Genomic DNA, 17,205 nt, shown 5'->3' with positions numbered 1-17,205 from the left:
ACGGGACGCGGCCCGGGCCCCGCCACCGCACCCGAGGAGCAGCGCCCATGTGCCGGTCCGACGTCAGACAGGCCGTCCTCGCGAAGAACGACGACCTGGCCGCGACCCTGCGCGGCGATCTCGCCCGGCAGGGCGTGACCCTGGTCAACCTGCTGTCCAGCCCGGGCAGCGGCAAGACCGAACTGCTCGGCCGGGTCCTGGCCGGCGCCGTACGGCAGGGCGTCCCGGTGGCCGCGCTCACCGCGGACCTGGCCACCGAGAACGACGCCACCCGGCTGGCCCGCTCCGGCGCCCCGGTCCGGCAACTGCTCACCGACGGGCTGTGCCACCTGGAGGCCCGCCAGGTCCGCGGGCAACTGGACGGCTGGCTGCCGTCCGGGACCGCGGTGCTCTTCGTGGAGAACGTCGGAAACCTCGTCTGCCCGGCCGCGTACGACCTCGGCGAGACCCTGCGGGTCGTGCTGATGGCGGTCACCGAGGGCGAGGACAAACCGCTGAAGTACCCGACCGCGTTCGGCTCCGCCCACCTGGTCGTGATCACCAAGACCGACCTCGCCGGACCGGCCGGCTTCGACGAGAGCCTCTTCCACGAGAACGTGCACCAGGTCAACCCGGGCGTGGAGATCGTACGGTCCTGCGCCCGCACCGGCGCCGGAGTCGGCACGCTGCTGGAGCGGGCCCTCGCCGCCCATGACGGCGCCCCCGCCCACCGGCCGCCCCTCGCCCCCCGTCCGCACGGCCACCACCACGCACCGACCGCCCCCGTCGCATGACCGCCCCCGCCGCCGCACCGGTCCGCCGCCGGCTCGCCGTCCGCGGCACCGTCCAGGGCGTCGGCTTCCGCCCCCACGTGCACCGCCTGGCCGCCGGCCTCCACCTGGCCGGGTTCGTCGGCAACACCGGCGACGGCGTGCTCATCGAGGTCGAGGGCCCGGCGGACGAGGTCGACCGCTTCTGCGCCCTGCTGGCCGCCGAGCCCCCGCCGCTGGCCACCGTCACCGGCATCGACCGCCTCGACCTGGCCGCCACCGGCGAGAGCGGACCCTTCGGCATCCGCTCCACCGAGCGGGCCGCCGGGCGCACCCAGCTCCCGCCCGACACCGCGACCTGCGCCGACTGCCTGCGCGAACTGGCCGACCCCGGTGACCGCCGGCACCGCCACCCCTTCGTCACCTGCACCCACTGCGGGCCCCGCTACACCATCGCCACCGGCATGCCCTACGACCGGGCCGCCACCACCATGGCCGGCTTCCCGATGTGCCCGGCCTGCGCCGGCGAGTACGGCGCCCCCGCCGACCGGCGCTTCCACGCCCAGCCCGTCGCCTGCCCCGACTGCGGACCGCGCCTCACCCTGACCCCGGCCGCGGGCCTCGGCGTCCGCCCGGCCCGGGACGCCGAGGCCCTCGCGACGGCACGGGCGCTGCTCGCCGCCGGGCGGATCGTCGCCGTCAAGGGCGTCGGCGGCTACCACCTGGCCTGCGACGCCACCGATCCGCGCGCCGTCGCCGCCCTGCGCGCCCGCAAGGAACGCGGCGGCAAGGCGTTCGCGGTGATGTGCGCGGACCTCGCCGCGGCCGGGCGGCTCGCGGTCCTGTCCGACGCCGAACGGACCGCTCTCACCGGCCCCCGCCGCCCCATCGTGCTGCTGCGCCGCCGCCCGGCCCCGGACGGCCCCCGCCTCGCCGACCAGGTCTGCCCGGGCAGCCCGCACGTCGGCGTCCTCCTGCCCTACACCCCCGTGCACACCCTGCTGTTCGGGCTGCCCGGCGACCCTCCCGGCCCGCGGATGCTGGTCATGACCAGCGGCAACCGCTCCGGCGAGCCCATCGTCACCGACGACGCGGAGGCACTGCCCCGGCTGGCCGGCCTCGCCGACGCCTGGCTCGCCCACGACCGGCCCATCGCCGCCTTCTGCGACGACTCCCTGCTCCGGGTCCGGCCCGACGGCACCGAACAGGTGCTGCGCCGCTCCCGCGGCTACGTCCCGCGCCCGCTGCGCCTGCCGCTCCCCGTCCGGCCCACCCTCGCGGTCGGCGGCGACCTCAAGAACGCGCCCTGCCTGGGCGAGGGCGACCTCGCCTGGTTCGGGGCGCACATCGGCGACATGGGCGCCCTGGCCGCCCTGGAGGCCGCCGAGCGGGCCGAACGCCACCTCACCCGGCTCACCGGAGTCGTCCCGCGCCGGGTGGCGGCCGACCGGCACCCCGGCTACCACTCGGCGCGGCGGGCACGCGCCACCGCCGCACGGCTCGGCGCCGGCGCGCCCGTGCTGGTCCAGCACCACCACGCCCACGTCGCGTCCGCGATGGCCGAGCACGGCCTCGACGGCACCACACCGGTGATCGGCGTCGCCTTCGACGGCACCGGGTACGGCGACGACGGCACCGTGTGGGGCGGGGAGATCCTGCTCGCCGACTACACCGGCCACCGGCGCTTCGCCCACCTGGTCCCCGCCCCGCTGCCCGGCGGGGACGCCGGTGTGGCCAACCCGTGCCGGCTGGCGCTCGCCCGGCTGTGGGCGGCCGGACTGCCCTGGCGGCCCGGCCTGCCGAGCGTCGCCGCCTGCTCCGAAACGGAACGCTCGGTCCTGCGGCGGCAGTTGGAACGGCGGACGGCCTGCGTCCCGACCTCCAGCATGGGACGGCTCTTCGACGCGGTCTCCTCCCTCGTGGGCATCTGCCACCGCGCCGGCTACGAGGCCCAGGCCGCCCTGGAACTGGAGGCGGCCGCGCTGGCGGCGGCCGGCGACGGCACGGAGGGCTACCCCTTCGGATTCCGGGCCGCGGGAGCGGGCCACGAGGCCGGCGGCGGGATCGACCCGGCGCCTGCACTCGCCGCGCTCGTGGACGACCAGGCCCGCGGCACCCCCGCCCCGGTGCTCGCGGCCCGCTTCCACCGCGGCGTCGCACGCGCCGTGGCGGACGTCTGCCGCCGGGCCCGCGCGGCGACCGGACTGACGAGCGTCGCCCTCACCGGCGGGGTCTTCGCCAACGCCCTGCTGGACGAGGAGTGTTCCGCCCAGCTCACGCGGGACGGGTTCACGGTCCTCCGGCACGGCGAGGTCCCACCGGGCGACGGCGGGCTGGCGCTCGGCCAGCTCATGGTCGCGGGAACAGCGAACAACCACGAGACGGAGTGACCCATGTGTCTGGCAGTGCCCGGCAAGGTCGTGTCCATCGACCAGCGCGCCGATCCGCTCACCGGCCTGATCGACTTCGGCGGAGTACGCAAACAGGCGTGCCTGGAGTACCTGCCCGATGTGCGGGTGGGGGAGTACGTCATCGTCCACGTCGGCTTCGCCCTGCAGCGCCTCGACGAGGAGTCGGCCCGCGCGTCCCTGGAGCTGTTCGAACAACTGGGGCTGCTGGACGAGGAGTTCGGGGACGCCTGGGAACAGGCGGCCCGGCAGGAGAACGGGAGTGAGGCCCGGTGAAGTACATCGACGAGTTCAACGACCCCGAGCTGGCCGGCCGGCTGCTGGAGGAGATCCGGGCCACCGTCACCCGGCCCTGGGCCCTGATGGAGGTCTGCGGCGGCCAGACGCACTCCATCATCCGCCATGGCATCGACCAACTCCTGCCCGAAGATATCGAGTTGATCCACGGGCCCGGCTGCCCGGTGTGTGTGACACCCCTGGACGTCATCGACAAGGCCCTGGAGATCGCCGCCCGCCCCGACGTGATCTTCTGCTCCTTCGGTGACATGCTCCGCGTCCCGGGCACCGACCGGGACCTGTTCCGGGTCAAAGGGGAGGGCGGGGACGTCCGCGTGGTGTACTCACCGCTCGACGCCCTCGACCTCGCCCGCCGCAACCCCGGCCGCCAGGTCGTGTTCTTCGCGATCGGGTTCGAGACCACCGCGCCCGCCAACGCCATGGCCGTGCACCAGGCCCGCCGGCTCGGCCTGGACAACTTCAGCCTGCTGGTCTCCCACGTCCGCGTCCCCCCGGCGATCGAGGCCATCATGACGGCCCCCGCCTGCCGGGTGCAGGGCTTCCTCGCCGCGGGCCACGTGTGCAGCGTGATGGGCACCGCCGAGTACCCGGAACTGGCCGAGCGGCACCGCGTACCGGTCGTGGTGACCGGCTTCGAACCGCTGGACATCCTCGAAGGCATCCGCCGCGCCGTCCACCAGCTGGAACGCGGCGAGCACCGGGTGGAGAACGCCTACCCGAGGGCCGTGCGCGAGCAGGGCAACCCGGCGGCCCTGCGCATGCTGGAGGAGGTGTTCGAGGTCACCGACCGCAACTGGCGCGGCATCGGCCGCATCCCGGCCAGCGGCTGGCGGCTGGGCGACGCCTTCCGCGCCTACGACGCCGAGCACCGCTTCGACGTCACCGGCATCCGCACCGAGGAACCCGCCGTGTGCCGGGCCGGCGAGGTCCTCCAGGGACTGATCAAACCGACCGAGTGCGAGGCGTTCGGCAAGGAGTGCACCCCGCGCACCCCGCTCGGCGCCACGATGGTCTCCAGCGAGGGCGCCTGCGCCGCCTACCACCTGTACCGCCGGATGACCGGCGGCCCCGACCGGCCGGGACCCCGCGTCCCGCGCGAGGAGATGAACCCCGTTGGCTGACCTCGCCACCGAAGCGACGGCGGAGCCGGCCGGACCGGCCGTCGACCCCGCCGCCTGGACCTGCCCCGCCCCCCTGCGCTACCAGCCGGTCGTCGTCATGGGCCACGGCGGGGGCGGCGCCCTGTCCGCGGAACTGATCGAGCAGGTCTTCGCGCCCGCCTACGGCAACCCGACCCTGGCCGCCCTCACCGACTCGGCCGTCCTCGCCCTGGGCGGCGCCCGGCTGGCCTTCTCCACCGACTCCCACGTCGTACGCCCGCTGTTCTTCCCCGGCGGCAGCCTCGGCGACCTGGCGGTCAACGGCACCGTCAACGACCTGGCGATGAGCGGCGCCCGGCCCGCGTACCTGTCCACCGCCTTCATCCTCGAAGAGGGCGTGGAACTGGCCGTCGTGGAGCGGATCGCGTGGGCCGTCGGCGCGGCGGCCGAGGCGGCCGGCGTCACCGTCGCCACCGGGGACACCAAGGTCGTGGAGTCCGGGCGCGGCGACGGCGTCTACGTCACCACCGCGGGCGTCGGCCTCGTCCCCGACGGCGTCGACATCCGCCCGCAGCGCGCCAGGCCGGGCGACGCCGTCATCGTCAACGGGCCCATCGGCCTGCACGGAGTGGCGGTCATGAGCGTCCGCGAGGGCCTGGAGTTCGGCGTCGAGATCGCCTCCGACACCGCGCCGCTGGCGGACCTCGTGGCCGCGATGCTGGCGGTCACCAAGGACGTCCACGTGCTGCGCGATCCCACCCGCGGCGGCCTCGGCGCCTCGCTCAACGAGATCGCCCGCGCCTCGGGCACCGGCGTCCGGCTGCACGAGCGGGCCGTCCCGGTCCCGGACGAGGTGGCCAACGCCTGCGGCTTCCTCGGCCTCGACCCGCTGTACGTGGCCAACGAGGGCCGGCTCGTCGCCTTCGTCCCCCCGCGGCACGCCGAGGCCGTGCTGGCCGCGATGCGCGCCCACCCGCAGGGCACCGGGGCCGCGCTCATCGGCGAGTGCGTGGCCGAACACCCGGGCATGGTGGTCGTCGCCACCGGTCTCGGCGGCACCCGGGTGGTGGACCTGCCGCTGGGCGAGCAACTGCCCCGCATCTGCTGACCGCCGCCCGGAGCGTGACCGGCCCCGCCGAGCGGGCGGGGCCGGTCACGACAGCACGCCGGTGATCTCCAGTTCGCGTCCGCTGCGCAGCTCCCGCGACGGCCGGTCGCAGCGCGGACACCAGAAGAACGGGGGCATGCCGACCGCGAACTCCTCGGCGCACTCCCCGCACCAGGCCCGCGCCGGCACCTGCTCGACCACGAGCCGGGCCGCGGCGAGGGCCGTGCCGTCACGGGCCACCTCGAAGGCGAAGTGCAGCGCGTCCGGCACCACACCCGCCAGTTCGCCGACCCGGACGGTCACCGACGACACGTCACCGGCGCCGTCCGCACGGGCGATCTCCCCGGCCTGCTCCACGATCGCGTTCGCGATCGACAGTTCGTGCACGCCGGCCTCACGGGTAGCGCCGGTGGGCGCGCAGCCCGCCGGTCATCCGGTAGATCCGCAGCTCGCGCACGATGCCCGGGAGCTCCTTGACCAGCAGGGCCGCGACCACGCCGCCGACCAGCGCGGCCTGCGCCACCAGCAGCTGCCGTCCGGAGAACCCCGCCCGCCCGGTCCTGCGTCTTCTCATGGCCATGTTCATGGCGTCACTTCCTGCTCTCTCAGCCCGGCGAGATGTTCGGCATGTCCTCCACCAGGGCGTCATGCCGTTTCCAGTGGACACCGGTGGAGCGGCGGGCGTCGGAGCTGCCGTCCTCATGGTGTCCGGTCTGGTGCTTGTACGGGCCCCTGTTGCCCTGGTGCAGCCCGCGCACGTGGGAGGGTGTGTCGGGCTTGGCCTGGGGCCGGCCCACTCGGATGCTGCCCATGTCCGGTCTCCTTCCGGGTCCTCAGGACCGCTCGGTCAGCTCCCTGAAGAACTGTTCTACGGCCGGCCAGACCCGGCCGCCACCGGAGAGCCCCTGCCACTCGCGGCGGACCAGGGCGATCATCCGGTAGCAGTCGTCGACCGGCACGATCCAGTGTTCGTCGAGGCCGCGCACGGTGTTCACCAGCAGCGCCTCGACGTCCGGGGTCATCCCGGCGAGCCGCGGCTCCGCGGCGGCCAGCCGCCGCCAGGCCGCCGCGTCCACCTCCCAGCGCATGGCCCCGGCGGGGCTCGGCCCCTGCGCGGTGACCGTGCCGCCGGAGCCCGGGACGAAGAACACCAGCCCCACCGGCACGCCCAGCACCCCGGTGTCGACCGGCGGCAGCCGCAGCCGGCGCCGGGGCACGAGCCGGTAGCGGCCCTCGCCCGTCCCGTCGCCGGCGAACAGCACCGAGCAGGGCCCGCACACGCACCGCACCTCCCCGGGGGCGGTGTCGTACAGGTGGGGGTGCTCCTCGGCCACCCGGGCGGCGCACAGCTCGCACAGCGCGGACCCGGACCGGCGGGCGCGGCCGGCGGCGGAGCGGATCACCCGGGACAGGGCCCCGTCCACGCTCACCGCGCCTCCCGGGCCGCGGCCCGGCGCTTGATGGTGCCGAGCGGCACGAACGCCGGAGCCGCCCTGCGCTCCGCGGTCACCACCTCGACCGACTCCAGTTCCGGTGCCACCGCGAGGACGGCGTCCCGGACGGCCCCGGCGACGTCCGGCGAGCCGCCGCCGCAGCCGGAACCGCACCCGCCGCCGCCGCTCAGCCGTACCCGTGCCACCTGCCCGTCGACGCCCTCCCACACCAGGTCGCCGCCGTGCTCGCGGACCGCGGGCCGCAGCCGGTCCACGGCGCGGGCGGCCCGGCGCTCGGGCGGCTCGGGGTGGATGTCGTGCAGCACCAGCAGGTGCCCGACCAGTTCGTCCGCCGCGAGGTGCTCGCCCAGCGGCTCCGGCGCGTGGTCCAGCACCCGGGCGAGCGCCTCGCCGTAGACCTCGGTCAGCAGCCGCACCGCCTCCAGTGCCGGGCCGGGCGTGGTCTCCAGGGCGGCCAGCACCTCGTCGAGACGGGCGAGCCGCGCCTCCACCGCCGGGTCCGGCAGCCGCGGGGCCGCGTCAGCCATGGTCGGCCCCGTACGTGGGCGAGTGCACGGTGCTGAGCGTCCTGCCCTTGCCCATGTACATGTGGACGCCGCAGGGCAGGCAGGGGTCGAAGCTGCGCACGGTGCGCATGATGTCGACGCCCTTGAACTCGTCGGGCCCGTTCTCCTCGAAGATCGGCTGGCCCTGGACGGCGTCCTCGTACGGCCCCGGGGTGCCGTGGATGTCGCGGGGGCTGGCGTTCCACGGGGTGGGCGGGTACGGGTGGTAGTTGGCGATCTTCTTGTCCCGGATCACCAGGTGGTGCGAGAGGACACCGCGCACCGCCTCGTGGAAGCCGCAGCCGATCGCCTCGTCCGGCACCTCGAAGTTCTCGTACACCTTGGTGTCGCCGCTCCTGAGCATGCCCATGGCCTCCTCCAGGAACTGCAGGGCCATGGCGGCGGCGTAGGCGATGAAGTAGGGCCGGGCGCGGTCCCGTTCGATGGTGTTGCTCCACTTCGGGATGCGCCACTCCAGGGTCGTCTCCGGCAGCTTCTCGCCCTTGGGCAGGGTGATGCGGACGGCGCCGCCGCTCGCCTTCACGTACGGCGTGTCGACGAGGCCGCTCAGCGCGGTCGACCACAGCCGGGCGAGCGGGCCGCCGCCGGTGTCCAGGGCGAGGTGCTCGCCGGTCTCCCGGTGGTGCCAGCGGGGGCTCATCACCCAGCTGTAGTTGCCCTCGAAGTCCCGCTTCTGCGGCACCGGCACGGTGGTCTGGTTCCACGGGTGGCGCATGTCGACGGGGTTGCCGAGCGGGTCGTGGGTGACGAACGGGTCCTCGTTGACCCAGTCCTCGTAGAACGAGCTGCCCAGCATGACGCGCAGGCCGAGGTTGATGTCGATCAGGTTGTTGGTGACCAGCTCGCCGTCCACGATGACGCCCGGCGTGACGTACATCGCCCGGCCCCACTCGTTCATCGTCGCGTAGCGGTAGTCGACGACGTCCGGGTTCTGGAAGGCGCCCCAGCAGCCGAGCAGGACGCGGCGCCTGCCGACCTCCTCGTAGCCCGGCAGCGCCTCGTAGAAGAAGTCGAAGACGTCGTCGTTCATCGCCACCGCCTTCTTGATGAAGTCGATGACGCGCATGAGCCGGCTGAGGTAGTCGGTGAAGGTGCTCGGCTGGGGCATCGTGCCGACCCCGCCCGGGTACAGCGTGGAGGGGTGCACGTGCCGCCCCTCCATCAGGCAGAACATCTCCCGGGTGATCCGGCTGACCTTCAGCGCCTCCTTGTAGACCTCGCCCTCGAAGGGGTTGAAGGCCCTCATGATGTCGGCGACGGTCCGGTAGCCGTGCACGTCGCCGCGGGGCGCGTCGGTGCGCTCGGCGCGGGCCAGGACACCCGGGTTGGTGGCCTTGACCATGGCCTCGCAGAAGTCCACGAAGACCAGGTTGTCCTGGAAGATCGTGTGGTCGAAGATGTACTCCGCCGCCTCGCCGAGGTTGGTGATGTGCTCGGCCAGCTTCGGCGGTTTGACGCCGTAGGCCATCTGCTGGGCGTAGTTGGAGCAGGTGGTGTGGTTGTCGCCGCAGATGCCGCAGATCCGCGAGGTGATGAACCCGGCGTCCCGCGGGTCCTTGCCCTTCATGAACACGGAGTAGCCGCGGAACAGCGACGAGGTGCTGTGGCACTCCGCGACTTCCCGGTTGGCGAAGTCGATCTTCGTGTAGATCCCCAGGTTGCCGATGATCCGGGTGATCGGGTCCCAGGACATGTCGACGAGCTGGGCCGGTTTGCGCTCGGTCGGCCGGGGTGCGGTGGTGGTCATCTGCGGTGGTGCCCCTCGCTGTGGGTGCCGTCGGTTGGGAGATGGGAGGTCCGGCGTCAGGCGCGCCAGTGCGGGTCGTAACCGCTGGTCAGCTTGCGCTTGTTGTGACGCCACTTCGGTTCGTGGTTCACCATGTCGTTGGTCAGGCCGCGCAGCCGCCGGATGACCGCCCCGTACGGCCGGATCACCATCGACGACAGCGTGCCGCCCGGGGGTTCGTCCATGAACGGCATGAAGGCGTCGGGGAAGCTCGGCATGGTGCAGCCGATGCAGATGCCGCCGACGTTCGGGCAGCCGCCGATCCCGCCCATCCAGCCGCGCTTGGGCACGTTGCAGTTGACGACCGGCCCCCAGCAGCCCACCTTCACCTGGCACTTGGGGGAGTTGTAGTCCTTCGCGAAGTCGCCCTGCTCGTAGTAGGCGGCCCGGTCGCAGCCCTCGTGCACGGTCTTCCCGAACAGCCACTGCGGGCGCAGCATGTGGTCCAGCGGCGGCGGGGGAGCGGTACCGGCGGCGTGCTGGAGCGTCCAGACCAGGGTCTCCATGAAGTTCTCCGGCTGGATCGGGCAGCCGGGGACGTTGACGACCGGCAGGCCCGAGCGCGCCTTGAAGTCCCAGCCCAGGTAGTCGGCGAGGCCCATGCAGCCGGTCGGGTTGCCGGCCATGGCGTGGATGCCGCCGAACGTGGCGCAGGTGCCGGCCGCGACCACCGCCCAGGCCCGGGGCGCCAGTTGGTCGATCCACTCGTTCAGCGTCTGCGGTTCGCCGGTCTCCGGGTCGTTGCCGAACGACGTCCAGTAGCCGTCGCCCTCGATGATGTTCTGGTTGGGGATGGAGCCCTCGATGACGAGGATGAACGGTTCCAGCTCGCCGCGTGCCGCGGCCCGGTACGGGGCGAGGAAGTCCTCCCCGCCGAGGCTCGGCGACAGGACCTTGTTGACGAGGTTCACCTTCGGCAGGCCCGGGATGAGTCCGAGCACCACGTCCTCGATGGACGGCTGGCCCGCGGCGGTCAGCGACACGGTGTCGCCGTCGCAGCTCATGCCCTCCGAGATCCACAGGATGGTGATCTCGTCGAAGCCCTCGCGGGCCTCGGCGCGGGAGGGCTCGCCGCGGGCTTCGGTGGTACCGCTCTGTGTGGTCATCTCTGGGCCTCCGTTGCAGCGGTTGCGACAACCTTCCTCACCGCGGCCGGCGGGGCCGCGAGGGTCGGCGCGGGGAGTTCGTCGGGGGCGGCGGCCGTCCGGTGGCGCCGCGCCGCGGCCTCAGGCGTGCGCATCGGACCGTCCCGGCCCGGTGCGGTCGGCGGGCCGCGGGGGCCGCGGGGAGCGGGTCCCGGGCGGCCGGGTGCGGCCCGGTGCGTCCGCGTCGTCGAGGACCTCGGTCTCGTCGGGCCGGAAGTAGTGGAACCGGCCGTACCAGCCGTGCAGTTCGGCGGCGGGGTCGTCGTCCACGGTGACGGCGAGGTGGACGCTGCCGTCCACGTCGTGGAAGACCGCGGCGACCCGTGCGGTGCGACCCTCCAGGAACATGTCCTGGGCGTCGGCACCCCGGCCGCGCGGGCGCAGCCGCACCCGGCTGCCCGCGCCGACGGGCACCCCGTCCACCGGCACGGTGTCCGTCGCCGGGGACAGCCCGTCGTCACCGCCCTCCTGCCACCAGGCGGCCCGGCCCGGGGCCGCGGCCTCGGCCGGGACCAGGGAGCGGATGGTGCCGTGCAGCCGGGCGAGGACCTCGGGGGGCATGGTGTCCACGCGGTCGAGGATCCGGGCGGCCCGCGGATCGGTGGCCCGCGCCTCGGCCTTCTCCTCGTCCGTCAGCAGCATCGTGCGCAGCGTCAGGATCTCGTCGATCTCCGCCGCGTCGTGCAGGTCGCCCGGGCTCTCCGGCGCCACCTGCGGGTGGTCCGGGAGGATGATGGGCGCCGAGAGCAGGAACGCGCCGGCCGCCCCGTCCGTGCCGGGCTCCCGCGGCGGCTCGCCGCCGAGCACGGGGAACGTGAACGCGTTGCGGCAGCCCCGGACGTGTGCCGCGGCGCCGGCCGGCGGATCGATCAGCGACACGAACTCGACGCCCTCCCCGGCGAGGAGGGTGTGCGTGGCGAGCAGCGCCTGTCCCAGCGCCGCGCTCCGCGGGGCCCGCGGGTCCGGCGCCGCGCCGGTGTTCTCGGTGCGCACGCGCAGCCGGTACAGATCCGGGGCCACGGGCTCGGCCGAGACCGCCGTACGGGCCCGCACCTCCCGGCGGCGGCGCACCGTCCGCCCCGCACCGGCGGGCAGCGGCTCGTACTCCGCACCGGCCGGCGCGCCCACGGAGGCGGTCCGCCCGCCCCGCAGCAACTCGTCGAGGGTGAGCACCAGTTCGGCCTCGCGGGGCACGGCCTCCTCGAAGGACAGCAGGGTGGTCCCGTCGGCCGTCCGCAGCGACTCGACCGGGCGGTGCCCCCCGTCCGCGTCGGCCGCCTCCACCTGCTTGTGCTGGAGTTGCAGGTACCGCACCCGCACGCGTACGGCCGCGTCGGCGCGGGTCACCCGCAGCAGGCACTCGGTGCGCTGGTACCAGGAGTCGGCGGAGCCGGAGAGCCCCGGGGTCACGGGTCCGTCCCGCTCCACCCAGTCGCGGGGCAGCAGCACGCCGAACTGCCAGCGGACCCTGTTCTTCGCCGAGGACCGGCGGTACGGGTAGAGCAGGTACCCCTCGTACAGCACGGCGTCCGCCACCGCACTCAGCCGCGCACAGCCCTCGACGGCTCCGTTCACCGCGCCCTCTCCTCGCCACTCGTGGTCCGTGCTTCCCTCCCCACGGTCACACCCGTCCCGCTCGCCCGCCCCTCCGGCGCACCGTCATTGGGCCGTACAGGGGAGGCGGGCCGGACACGGCGGGGGACGCGGAATCCCGGGGCGGCGGCGCGGCGCCCGCGGGTCATCAGGGGCGGGTCAGCTCCAGGCAGCAGCGGACGAAGTCGCGCACGACGGGGTTCCGGTCGTCGGCCGGCGCCCAGGCCACGCCGACATGGGTCGGGCCGACCCCCGTGACGCGGCGGTAGACGACGCCGGGACGGGCGTAGAACCGCGCGGCGGACTCGGGCGCGAGGGCGACGCCGTACCCGTTGGCGACGGCGCTCAGCCAGTCGTCCGGCTGCGTGGTGACCGCGCCGACACGGACCGGACGGCCCTCGCGCTCCCCGGCGGCCAGCCAGTGGTCGCGCCAGGCGCCGGTCTCCGGCGGCGCGGCCACGAACGGCTCGTCCCACAGCTCGCGGAAGGCGATCTCCGGCCGCTGCGCGAGCCGGTGCCCGGCGGGCAGGGCCACCCACCGCTCCTCGCCGAACAGCACCTCGGTCCGCAGCGCCTCCTGGCCCGGGAACGGCAGCCGCAGCAGCGCCACGTCCACCTCGCCGTCGGCCAGACCGGCGCTGGGGTTCGTCCAGTCCGCCTGCCGCAGCTCGGCGCGCCAGCCGGGCCGGCGCCGGCCGAACTCGGCGATGATGCCCGGGGTCGCCTCGTTGGCCGCGCTCGCCAGGAACCCCACGCGCAGCACCCGGGCCGAGCGGCGGCCGGCGGTCCGGGTGGCGCGCAGTGCCTCGTCCCAGGCCGCGAGCAGCGCCGGAGCCCGGCGCGCGAGCTCCCGGCCCGCGTCCGTCGGCGCCATCCCGGTGCGCGAGCGCTCGAAGAGCCGCACCCCCAGCCGGTTCTCCAGCTGCCGGATCTGCTTGGTCAGCGCCGGCTGGGACACGAAGACCCGCTCGGCGGCGCGCACCAGGCTGCCCTCCTCGGCGACGGCGAGGAAGGAACGCAGCAGGCGCGAGTCGACGTCCATTCCAACAGGTTATAGACGCTGGTATTGGACGCCATGCCGCCGCTCCGCGGAGGGTGGACAGCATGAACCTCGCCTATCCGGCCGTCATCGGCGCCACCGTCCTGGCCAACGTCGGCATCGCCGCCGCCGATCTCGCCCGTGCCCCGTTCGTCCTGGCCAACTCGGCAGCCGTCGGCGTGCCGCGCCGCGCGATCCCCCCGCTGGCGCTGCTGAAGGCGGCCGGGGCGGCCGGGCTGCTGCTCGGTCTGCTGGGCGTGCGCCCACCGGCCGTCGCCGCCGGCGCCGGCCTGGTCCTGTTCTACGTCGGCGCGGTGGGCGTCCACGTCCGGGCCCGGGCCCTCCGCACGATCGGCTTCCCGCTCCTGTACCTGGCGCTCGCGGCCGGCTCCCTGGCCCTGACGGCGACCGCCTGACCGGCACGGCGCCCCCGCCCGGCTCGCCCCGGAGCGGGACGGGCGGCGGGGCGCCGCGGGCGGGGGTCAGCCCGCGGCGTTGTCGGTGCGCAGCCGTACCTGGTCCTCCAGGGCCCGCAGGCTGCCGTCCAGCGCGTCGCACACCGCCTGCTCGCCCGGGTCGTGGCCCTCCTCGAAGAAGGACAGGTGCACGGTCACCTCGCTGGCGCCGGCGCCGATGCCCGCCACCTGGAGCCAGCCGGTGTAGGTGCCCTGCCCGCGAGTGCCCCACTCCAGGCGCATCTGGTCCGGCTCGGCGCGCAGCAGCGCGGCCGTGTCCTGGTCGGTGCGGTCCTCGTGCACGGTGACGGCGGGCGGGTCCCCGGCGTCCACGTGCAGGGCGTCGGGGAGCCAGGCGTCGAGCTGGTCGACGTTGGCCGCCTGGTCGAAGACCTGCTCGGGCTGCGCGGGCATCGTGCGGGAGCGTTCGTACTCGGCCATGGTGGGCACCGTCCTCCGGTCGGGAGTCGTACCCCGACCGCGTGCCCCTTCCGGGGCCGCCGAAAAGCGCGGGCGGCGCCGTGCCGGACGGAACGGCGCCCCGCTGTCACTGCCCGGGGGAGACCGCCGAGCGTGCCGTCCGCTCCACCAGGCGCACCCCGTCGCCCATGGACGCGCTGCCGTCGGACAGGACGGCGACGAGGTACCGGTGCCCGCCGGCCGTGACCCGGCCGACGCTGTTGACGTCCCACAGACCGGTGGTGTTCCGCTGGAGCCAGCCGTTCTTCAGCGCGTTGGCGGACCCCGGCCCGGTGATCGCGGACACGCCCCAGCTCTGGCCGGGGTCGACCTCGCTCATCAGAGTGCGGACGTAGGCGCGGGACCGGTCGTCCAGGCCGCCGGTGCCCGGCCGCGCCGGGTTCCCGGGGGTGAACACGGCCCGCAGCAGCCGTACCTGGTCGCCGGCGGTCGTCCGGGTCAGGCCCCACCTGCCGCCGGTCCCGCCCGTGGTGGAGGTCAGCCCCAGCCGCTCGTTGGCGGCCGCCAGCCCCGGGGCCCGGCCGATCTGCCGCCACAGGGCGTCGGCCGAGGCGTTGTCGCTGCGCCGGATCATCGGCTCGGCGAGGTCCCGCTCCCGAGCGGTGAGCCGCCGCCCCTCGTCCTGGGCCTGGAGCAGCAGCGTCGCGAGGATGTCGACCTTCACGATGCTGGCGGTGTCGTACGCCCGGTCCGGGCCCCGGACCACGGCGGGGCCGCCCGCGTCCAGGTCGAGCACGGCGGCCGTGACCTGGGCCGGGGCCGGGTCGGAGGGGGCGGGGGTGGCGGGGGTGGCGGCGGCCGCCGGGGACGGGAGCAGCAGGCCGGCGGAGACGAGTGCGGCGGCCGCGGCCACGAGGGCGCCGGCCTTGGTCCGTGCGGTGCGGGGGGAGCGGGACGACATGGGTCACGAACGTAGACAACAAGTGCGTTTCGCGACGTGGCACCCGTCACCTTCGGCCCCCGTTGTGAGAAGTGCCACCGGCGGTGGGACGGCGTCCGGGGGGAGCCGATGAGGCGCATCGCGCCGCCCGGACCGCCCCCGCGGCGGCGTGTACGCGCGGCCGGTCCGCCCTCCTCGCCTATCGTCGGGCGGACACCGACATCCGGAGTGATCATGGAAAAAACGGATGACCTGATTGGTGTGACGGACGGCGTGGCGGCCGTACCCCTCGGTCCGTCCGCGCGCCGCACCCGGACCCGCCCCCTCGGCGCAGCCCTCGCGCTCACCGCCGCGGCCGCGGCCCTGCCGCTCCTGGCGAGCGCCGGGTGGCTGGACCACCCGGCGGTCCGGGCGTGGCGCACGGTCAGCCTCGCCATCACCGTCCAGGCGCTTCCCTTCCTGCTCCTCGGCACCGCGCTGTCCGGTGCCATCAACGCCTTCGTACCGGCCGACCTCTTCACCCGGGTGCTGCCCAAGCGGCCCGCGCTCGCCGTACCGGTCGCCGGCGTCGCCGGTGCGGTCCTGCCGGGCTGCGAGTGCGCCTCCGTGCCCGTCGCGAGCAGCCTGATCCGCCGCGGGGTGACACCGGCCGCCGCCTTCGCCTTCCTCCTCTCCGCCCCGGCGATCAACCCCGTGGTGCTCACCGCCACCGCCGTCGCCTTCCCGGGCGACCCCGCGATGGTCGCGGCCCGGCTCCTCGCCTCGCTCGCCACGGCGGCCGTGATGGGCTGGCTGTGGCTCTGGCTCGGCAAGGAGGAGTGGCTGCGCCCCCTGCTGCGCCACCGGCACACCGGCCACCGGCACGGCCGCAGCCGCTGGACCGAGTTCCGGCTCGGCTTCCAGCACGACTTCCTGCACGCCGGCGGCTTCCTCGTACTCGGCGCGATGGCCGCCGCCACCTTCGACGTCACCGTGCCGGGCGCCGTCCTCGACACCTTCTCCGGATCCCCCTGGCTGTCGGTGCTGTTCCTCGCGGGCCTCGCCGTGCTGCTCGCCGTCTGCTCGGAGGCCGACGCGTTCGTCGCGGCCTCCCTCACCGGCTTCACGCCGACCGCCCGGCTGGCCTTCCTGGTGGTCGGCCCGATGGTCGACCTGAAACTGATCGCGCTCCAAGCCGGCACCTTCGGCCGCGCCTTCGCCTGGCGGTTCAGCGCCGCGACCACCGTCGTGGCGGTCGCCGCCGCCGTCCTGACCGGAGGCGCACTGCTGTGAGACGCCCTGTCCAGACCCTGCTCCTGATGCTGACCGGCGCCGGCCTGCTGCACGTGGCCCTCCTCACCGACACCTACCTGCGCTACGTCAAGGCGGGACTGCGCCCGACGCTGATCGCCTCCGGGGCCGTCCTGCTGCTGCTCGGCCTGGCCGCGGCCGCCGCCCGCGACGGGCGCCGGGCCGCCCCCGGCGACGGCCAGGCGCACTCCGCGCACGACCGGGACCATGACGGCGGGTCCGGCCACGGCCACGACCACGCCCGCACCCCGCGCGTCGCCTGGCTGCTCTTCCTCCCCGCGATCAGCCTGCTCTGCTACGCCCCGCCCGCGCTCGGCGCCTACACCGCGGCCCGCTCCGGCGCCAAGCCCGTCGCCACGCGGCAGGCGGCGTTCGCCCCGCTGCCCGCGGCCTCACCCGTGCCGCTGACCCTCACCGACTTCACCAAGCGCGTCCAGCAGGACCGCAGCCGCTCCCTCCAGGGCCGTGCCGTCCGGCTGACGGGATTCGTCACCCCGGCCGGCGACGGCGGCGGCTGGTACCTGACCCGCATCGTCTTCTCCTGCTGCGCCGCGGACTCGCAGACGGTCAAGGTGCGCGTGTACGGCACGCAGGCGCCGCCCGCCGACACCTGGCTGGCGGTCACCGGCACCTGGCACGGGCGGGGCACGCTGGGCACCCGGGCCGCGGAGGCGGCCCTCGACGTCCGCGACGCCGTACCCGTCGCCCCGCCGGTGAACGCCTACACCGACGACCTGCCGCTGACTCCGTCGTAGGGCCCGCCCTGCGGCGGAATTCCGGCGCGGACGGGTGCACGATGGTGGGGTGACGCTCGATCCGGGGACGGGTCCGGGACACGCCGGGCCGCCCCGGTCC

General features: G+C 74.9%; 19 protein-coding genes. 8 read left to right on the top strand and 11 right to left on the bottom strand.

Translation table 11 applies throughout. The annotated features are described in order from the left end of the window. Positions 1-47 precede the first annotated feature (47 nt). From hypB to hypE, 5 genes are read left to right on the top strand one after another with little or no spacing between them, the layout of a single operon-like run. On the top strand, positions 48-773 hold the full coding sequence (gene hypB, locus ACZ4K2_RS04200) for a hydrogenase nickel incorporation protein HypB (RefSeq protein ID WP_467470271.1): 726 nt from the start codon (positions 48-50) through the stop codon (positions 771-773). Next, entirely contained in the window at positions 770-3,139 is a 2,370-nt protein-coding gene (gene hypF / locus ACZ4K2_RS04195) for a carbamoyltransferase HypF (protein ID WP_467470269.1), read from the top strand. Before hypB ends, hypF begins: the two co-directional genes overlap by 4 nt. Positions 3,140-3,142: 3 nt before the next feature. Further along, positions 3,143-3,433: a HypC/HybG/HupF family hydrogenase formation chaperone gene (locus tag ACZ4K2_RS04190; RefSeq protein ID WP_467470267.1), complete on the top strand. Its 291-nt coding sequence runs from the start codon at positions 3,143-3,145 to the stop codon at positions 3,431-3,433. Beyond that, positions 3,430-4,575, top strand: a complete 1,146-nt coding sequence (hypD, locus tag ACZ4K2_RS04185; RefSeq protein WP_467470264.1) for a hydrogenase formation protein HypD — start codon at positions 3,430-3,432, stop codon at positions 4,573-4,575. Before ACZ4K2_RS04190 ends, hypD begins: the two co-directional genes overlap by 4 nt. Further along, entirely contained in the window at positions 4,568-5,662 is a 1,095-nt protein-coding gene (gene hypE / locus ACZ4K2_RS04180; RefSeq protein ID WP_467470263.1) for a hydrogenase expression/formation protein HypE, read from the top strand. The genes hypD and hypE overlap by 8 nt, the downstream gene beginning before the upstream one ends. A gap of 45 nt (positions 5,663-5,707) precedes the next feature. Here hypE and hypA read toward each other — a convergent pair whose 3' ends face one another. From hypA to ACZ4K2_RS04135, 9 genes are all read right to left on the bottom strand, one after another. Then, positions 5,708-6,049, bottom strand: coding sequence for a hydrogenase maturation nickel metallochaperone HypA (gene hypA, locus ACZ4K2_RS04175; RefSeq protein ID WP_467470261.1), 342 nt, complete (start codon positions 6,047-6,049; stop codon positions 5,708-5,710). Between the two features lie 7 nt (positions 6,050-6,056). After that, positions 6,057-6,248, bottom strand: coding sequence for a hypothetical protein (locus tag ACZ4K2_RS04170; RefSeq protein WP_467470259.1), 192 nt, complete (start codon positions 6,246-6,248; stop codon positions 6,057-6,059). A gap of 19 nt (positions 6,249-6,267) precedes the next feature. Next, positions 6,268-6,474 carry a hypothetical protein gene (locus tag ACZ4K2_RS04165; protein WP_467470257.1) on the bottom strand — a complete coding sequence of 69 codons (207 nt, stop codon included), beginning with the start codon at positions 6,472-6,474 and terminating at the stop codon, positions 6,268-6,270. Between the two features lie 21 nt (positions 6,475-6,495). After that, on the bottom strand, positions 6,496-7,092 hold the full coding sequence (locus ACZ4K2_RS04160; RefSeq protein WP_467470255.1) for a DUF5947 family protein: 597 nt from the start codon (positions 7,090-7,092) through the stop codon (positions 6,496-6,498). Beyond that, the gene (locus ACZ4K2_RS04155; protein WP_467470253.1) at positions 7,089-7,643 is read right to left on the bottom strand and encodes a NifU family protein; all 555 of its coding nucleotides are present in this window, start codon (positions 7,641-7,643) and stop codon (positions 7,089-7,091) included. Before ACZ4K2_RS04155 ends, ACZ4K2_RS04160 begins: the two co-directional genes overlap by 4 nt. Continuing rightward, entirely contained in the window at positions 7,636-9,429 is a 1,794-nt protein-coding gene (locus ACZ4K2_RS04150; RefSeq protein WP_467470251.1) for a nickel-dependent hydrogenase large subunit, read from the bottom strand. Before ACZ4K2_RS04150 ends, ACZ4K2_RS04155 begins: the two co-directional genes overlap by 8 nt. A gap of 56 nt (positions 9,430-9,485) precedes the next feature. After that, positions 9,486-10,574 carry an NADH-quinone oxidoreductase subunit B family protein gene (locus tag ACZ4K2_RS04145; RefSeq protein WP_467470249.1) on the bottom strand — a complete coding sequence of 363 codons (1,089 nt, stop codon included), beginning with the start codon at positions 10,572-10,574 and terminating at the stop codon, positions 9,486-9,488. A gap of 120 nt (positions 10,575-10,694) precedes the next feature. Beyond that, entirely contained in the window at positions 10,695-12,188 is a 1,494-nt protein-coding gene (locus ACZ4K2_RS04140) for a hypothetical protein (RefSeq protein WP_467470247.1), read from the bottom strand. A 166-nt stretch (positions 12,189-12,354) separates the two neighbouring features. Next, positions 12,355-13,248, bottom strand: coding sequence for a LysR family transcriptional regulator (locus ACZ4K2_RS04135; RefSeq protein WP_467470245.1), 894 nt, complete (start codon positions 13,246-13,248; stop codon positions 12,355-12,357). Positions 13,249-13,310: 62 nt separating this feature from the next. Here ACZ4K2_RS04135 and ACZ4K2_RS04130 point away from each other — a divergent pair, with 62 nt between their 5' ends. Continuing rightward, on the top strand, positions 13,311-13,661 hold the full coding sequence (locus ACZ4K2_RS04130; protein WP_467470244.1) for a DoxX family protein: 351 nt from the start codon (positions 13,311-13,313) through the stop codon (positions 13,659-13,661). Positions 13,662-13,727: 66 nt separating this feature from the next. On the opposite strand, the gene ACZ4K2_RS04125 is transcribed toward ACZ4K2_RS04130, so the two are convergent. Beyond that, complete coding sequence (locus ACZ4K2_RS04125) at positions 13,728-14,141, bottom strand: SRPBCC family protein (protein WP_467470242.1); 414 nt, start codon at positions 14,139-14,141, stop codon at positions 13,728-13,730. Positions 14,142-14,247: 106 nt separating this feature from the next. Then, positions 14,248-15,081 carry a serine hydrolase gene (locus ACZ4K2_RS04120; RefSeq protein ID WP_467470240.1) on the bottom strand — a complete coding sequence of 278 codons (834 nt, stop codon included), beginning with the start codon at positions 15,079-15,081 and terminating at the stop codon, positions 14,248-14,250. 213 nt (positions 15,082-15,294) lie between these two features. Here ACZ4K2_RS04120 and ACZ4K2_RS04115 point away from each other — a divergent pair, with 213 nt between their 5' ends. Beyond that, a complete protein-coding gene (locus tag ACZ4K2_RS04115) occupies positions 15,295-16,332 on the top strand; it encodes a permease (protein WP_467470238.1) in 1,038 nt (345 codons plus the stop codon). Further along, positions 16,329-17,105, top strand: a complete 777-nt coding sequence (locus ACZ4K2_RS04110; RefSeq protein WP_467470236.1) for a TIGR03943 family putative permease subunit — start codon at positions 16,329-16,331, stop codon at positions 17,103-17,105. Before ACZ4K2_RS04115 ends, ACZ4K2_RS04110 begins: the two co-directional genes overlap by 4 nt. Positions 17,106-17,205: the final 100 nt, after the last annotated feature.

This window comes from Streptomyces sp. NPDC025833 (assembly GCF_055558055.1).
Note: the sequence above shows the minus strand (reverse complement) of the source record. Positions and strands in the feature narration are given on the sequence as shown.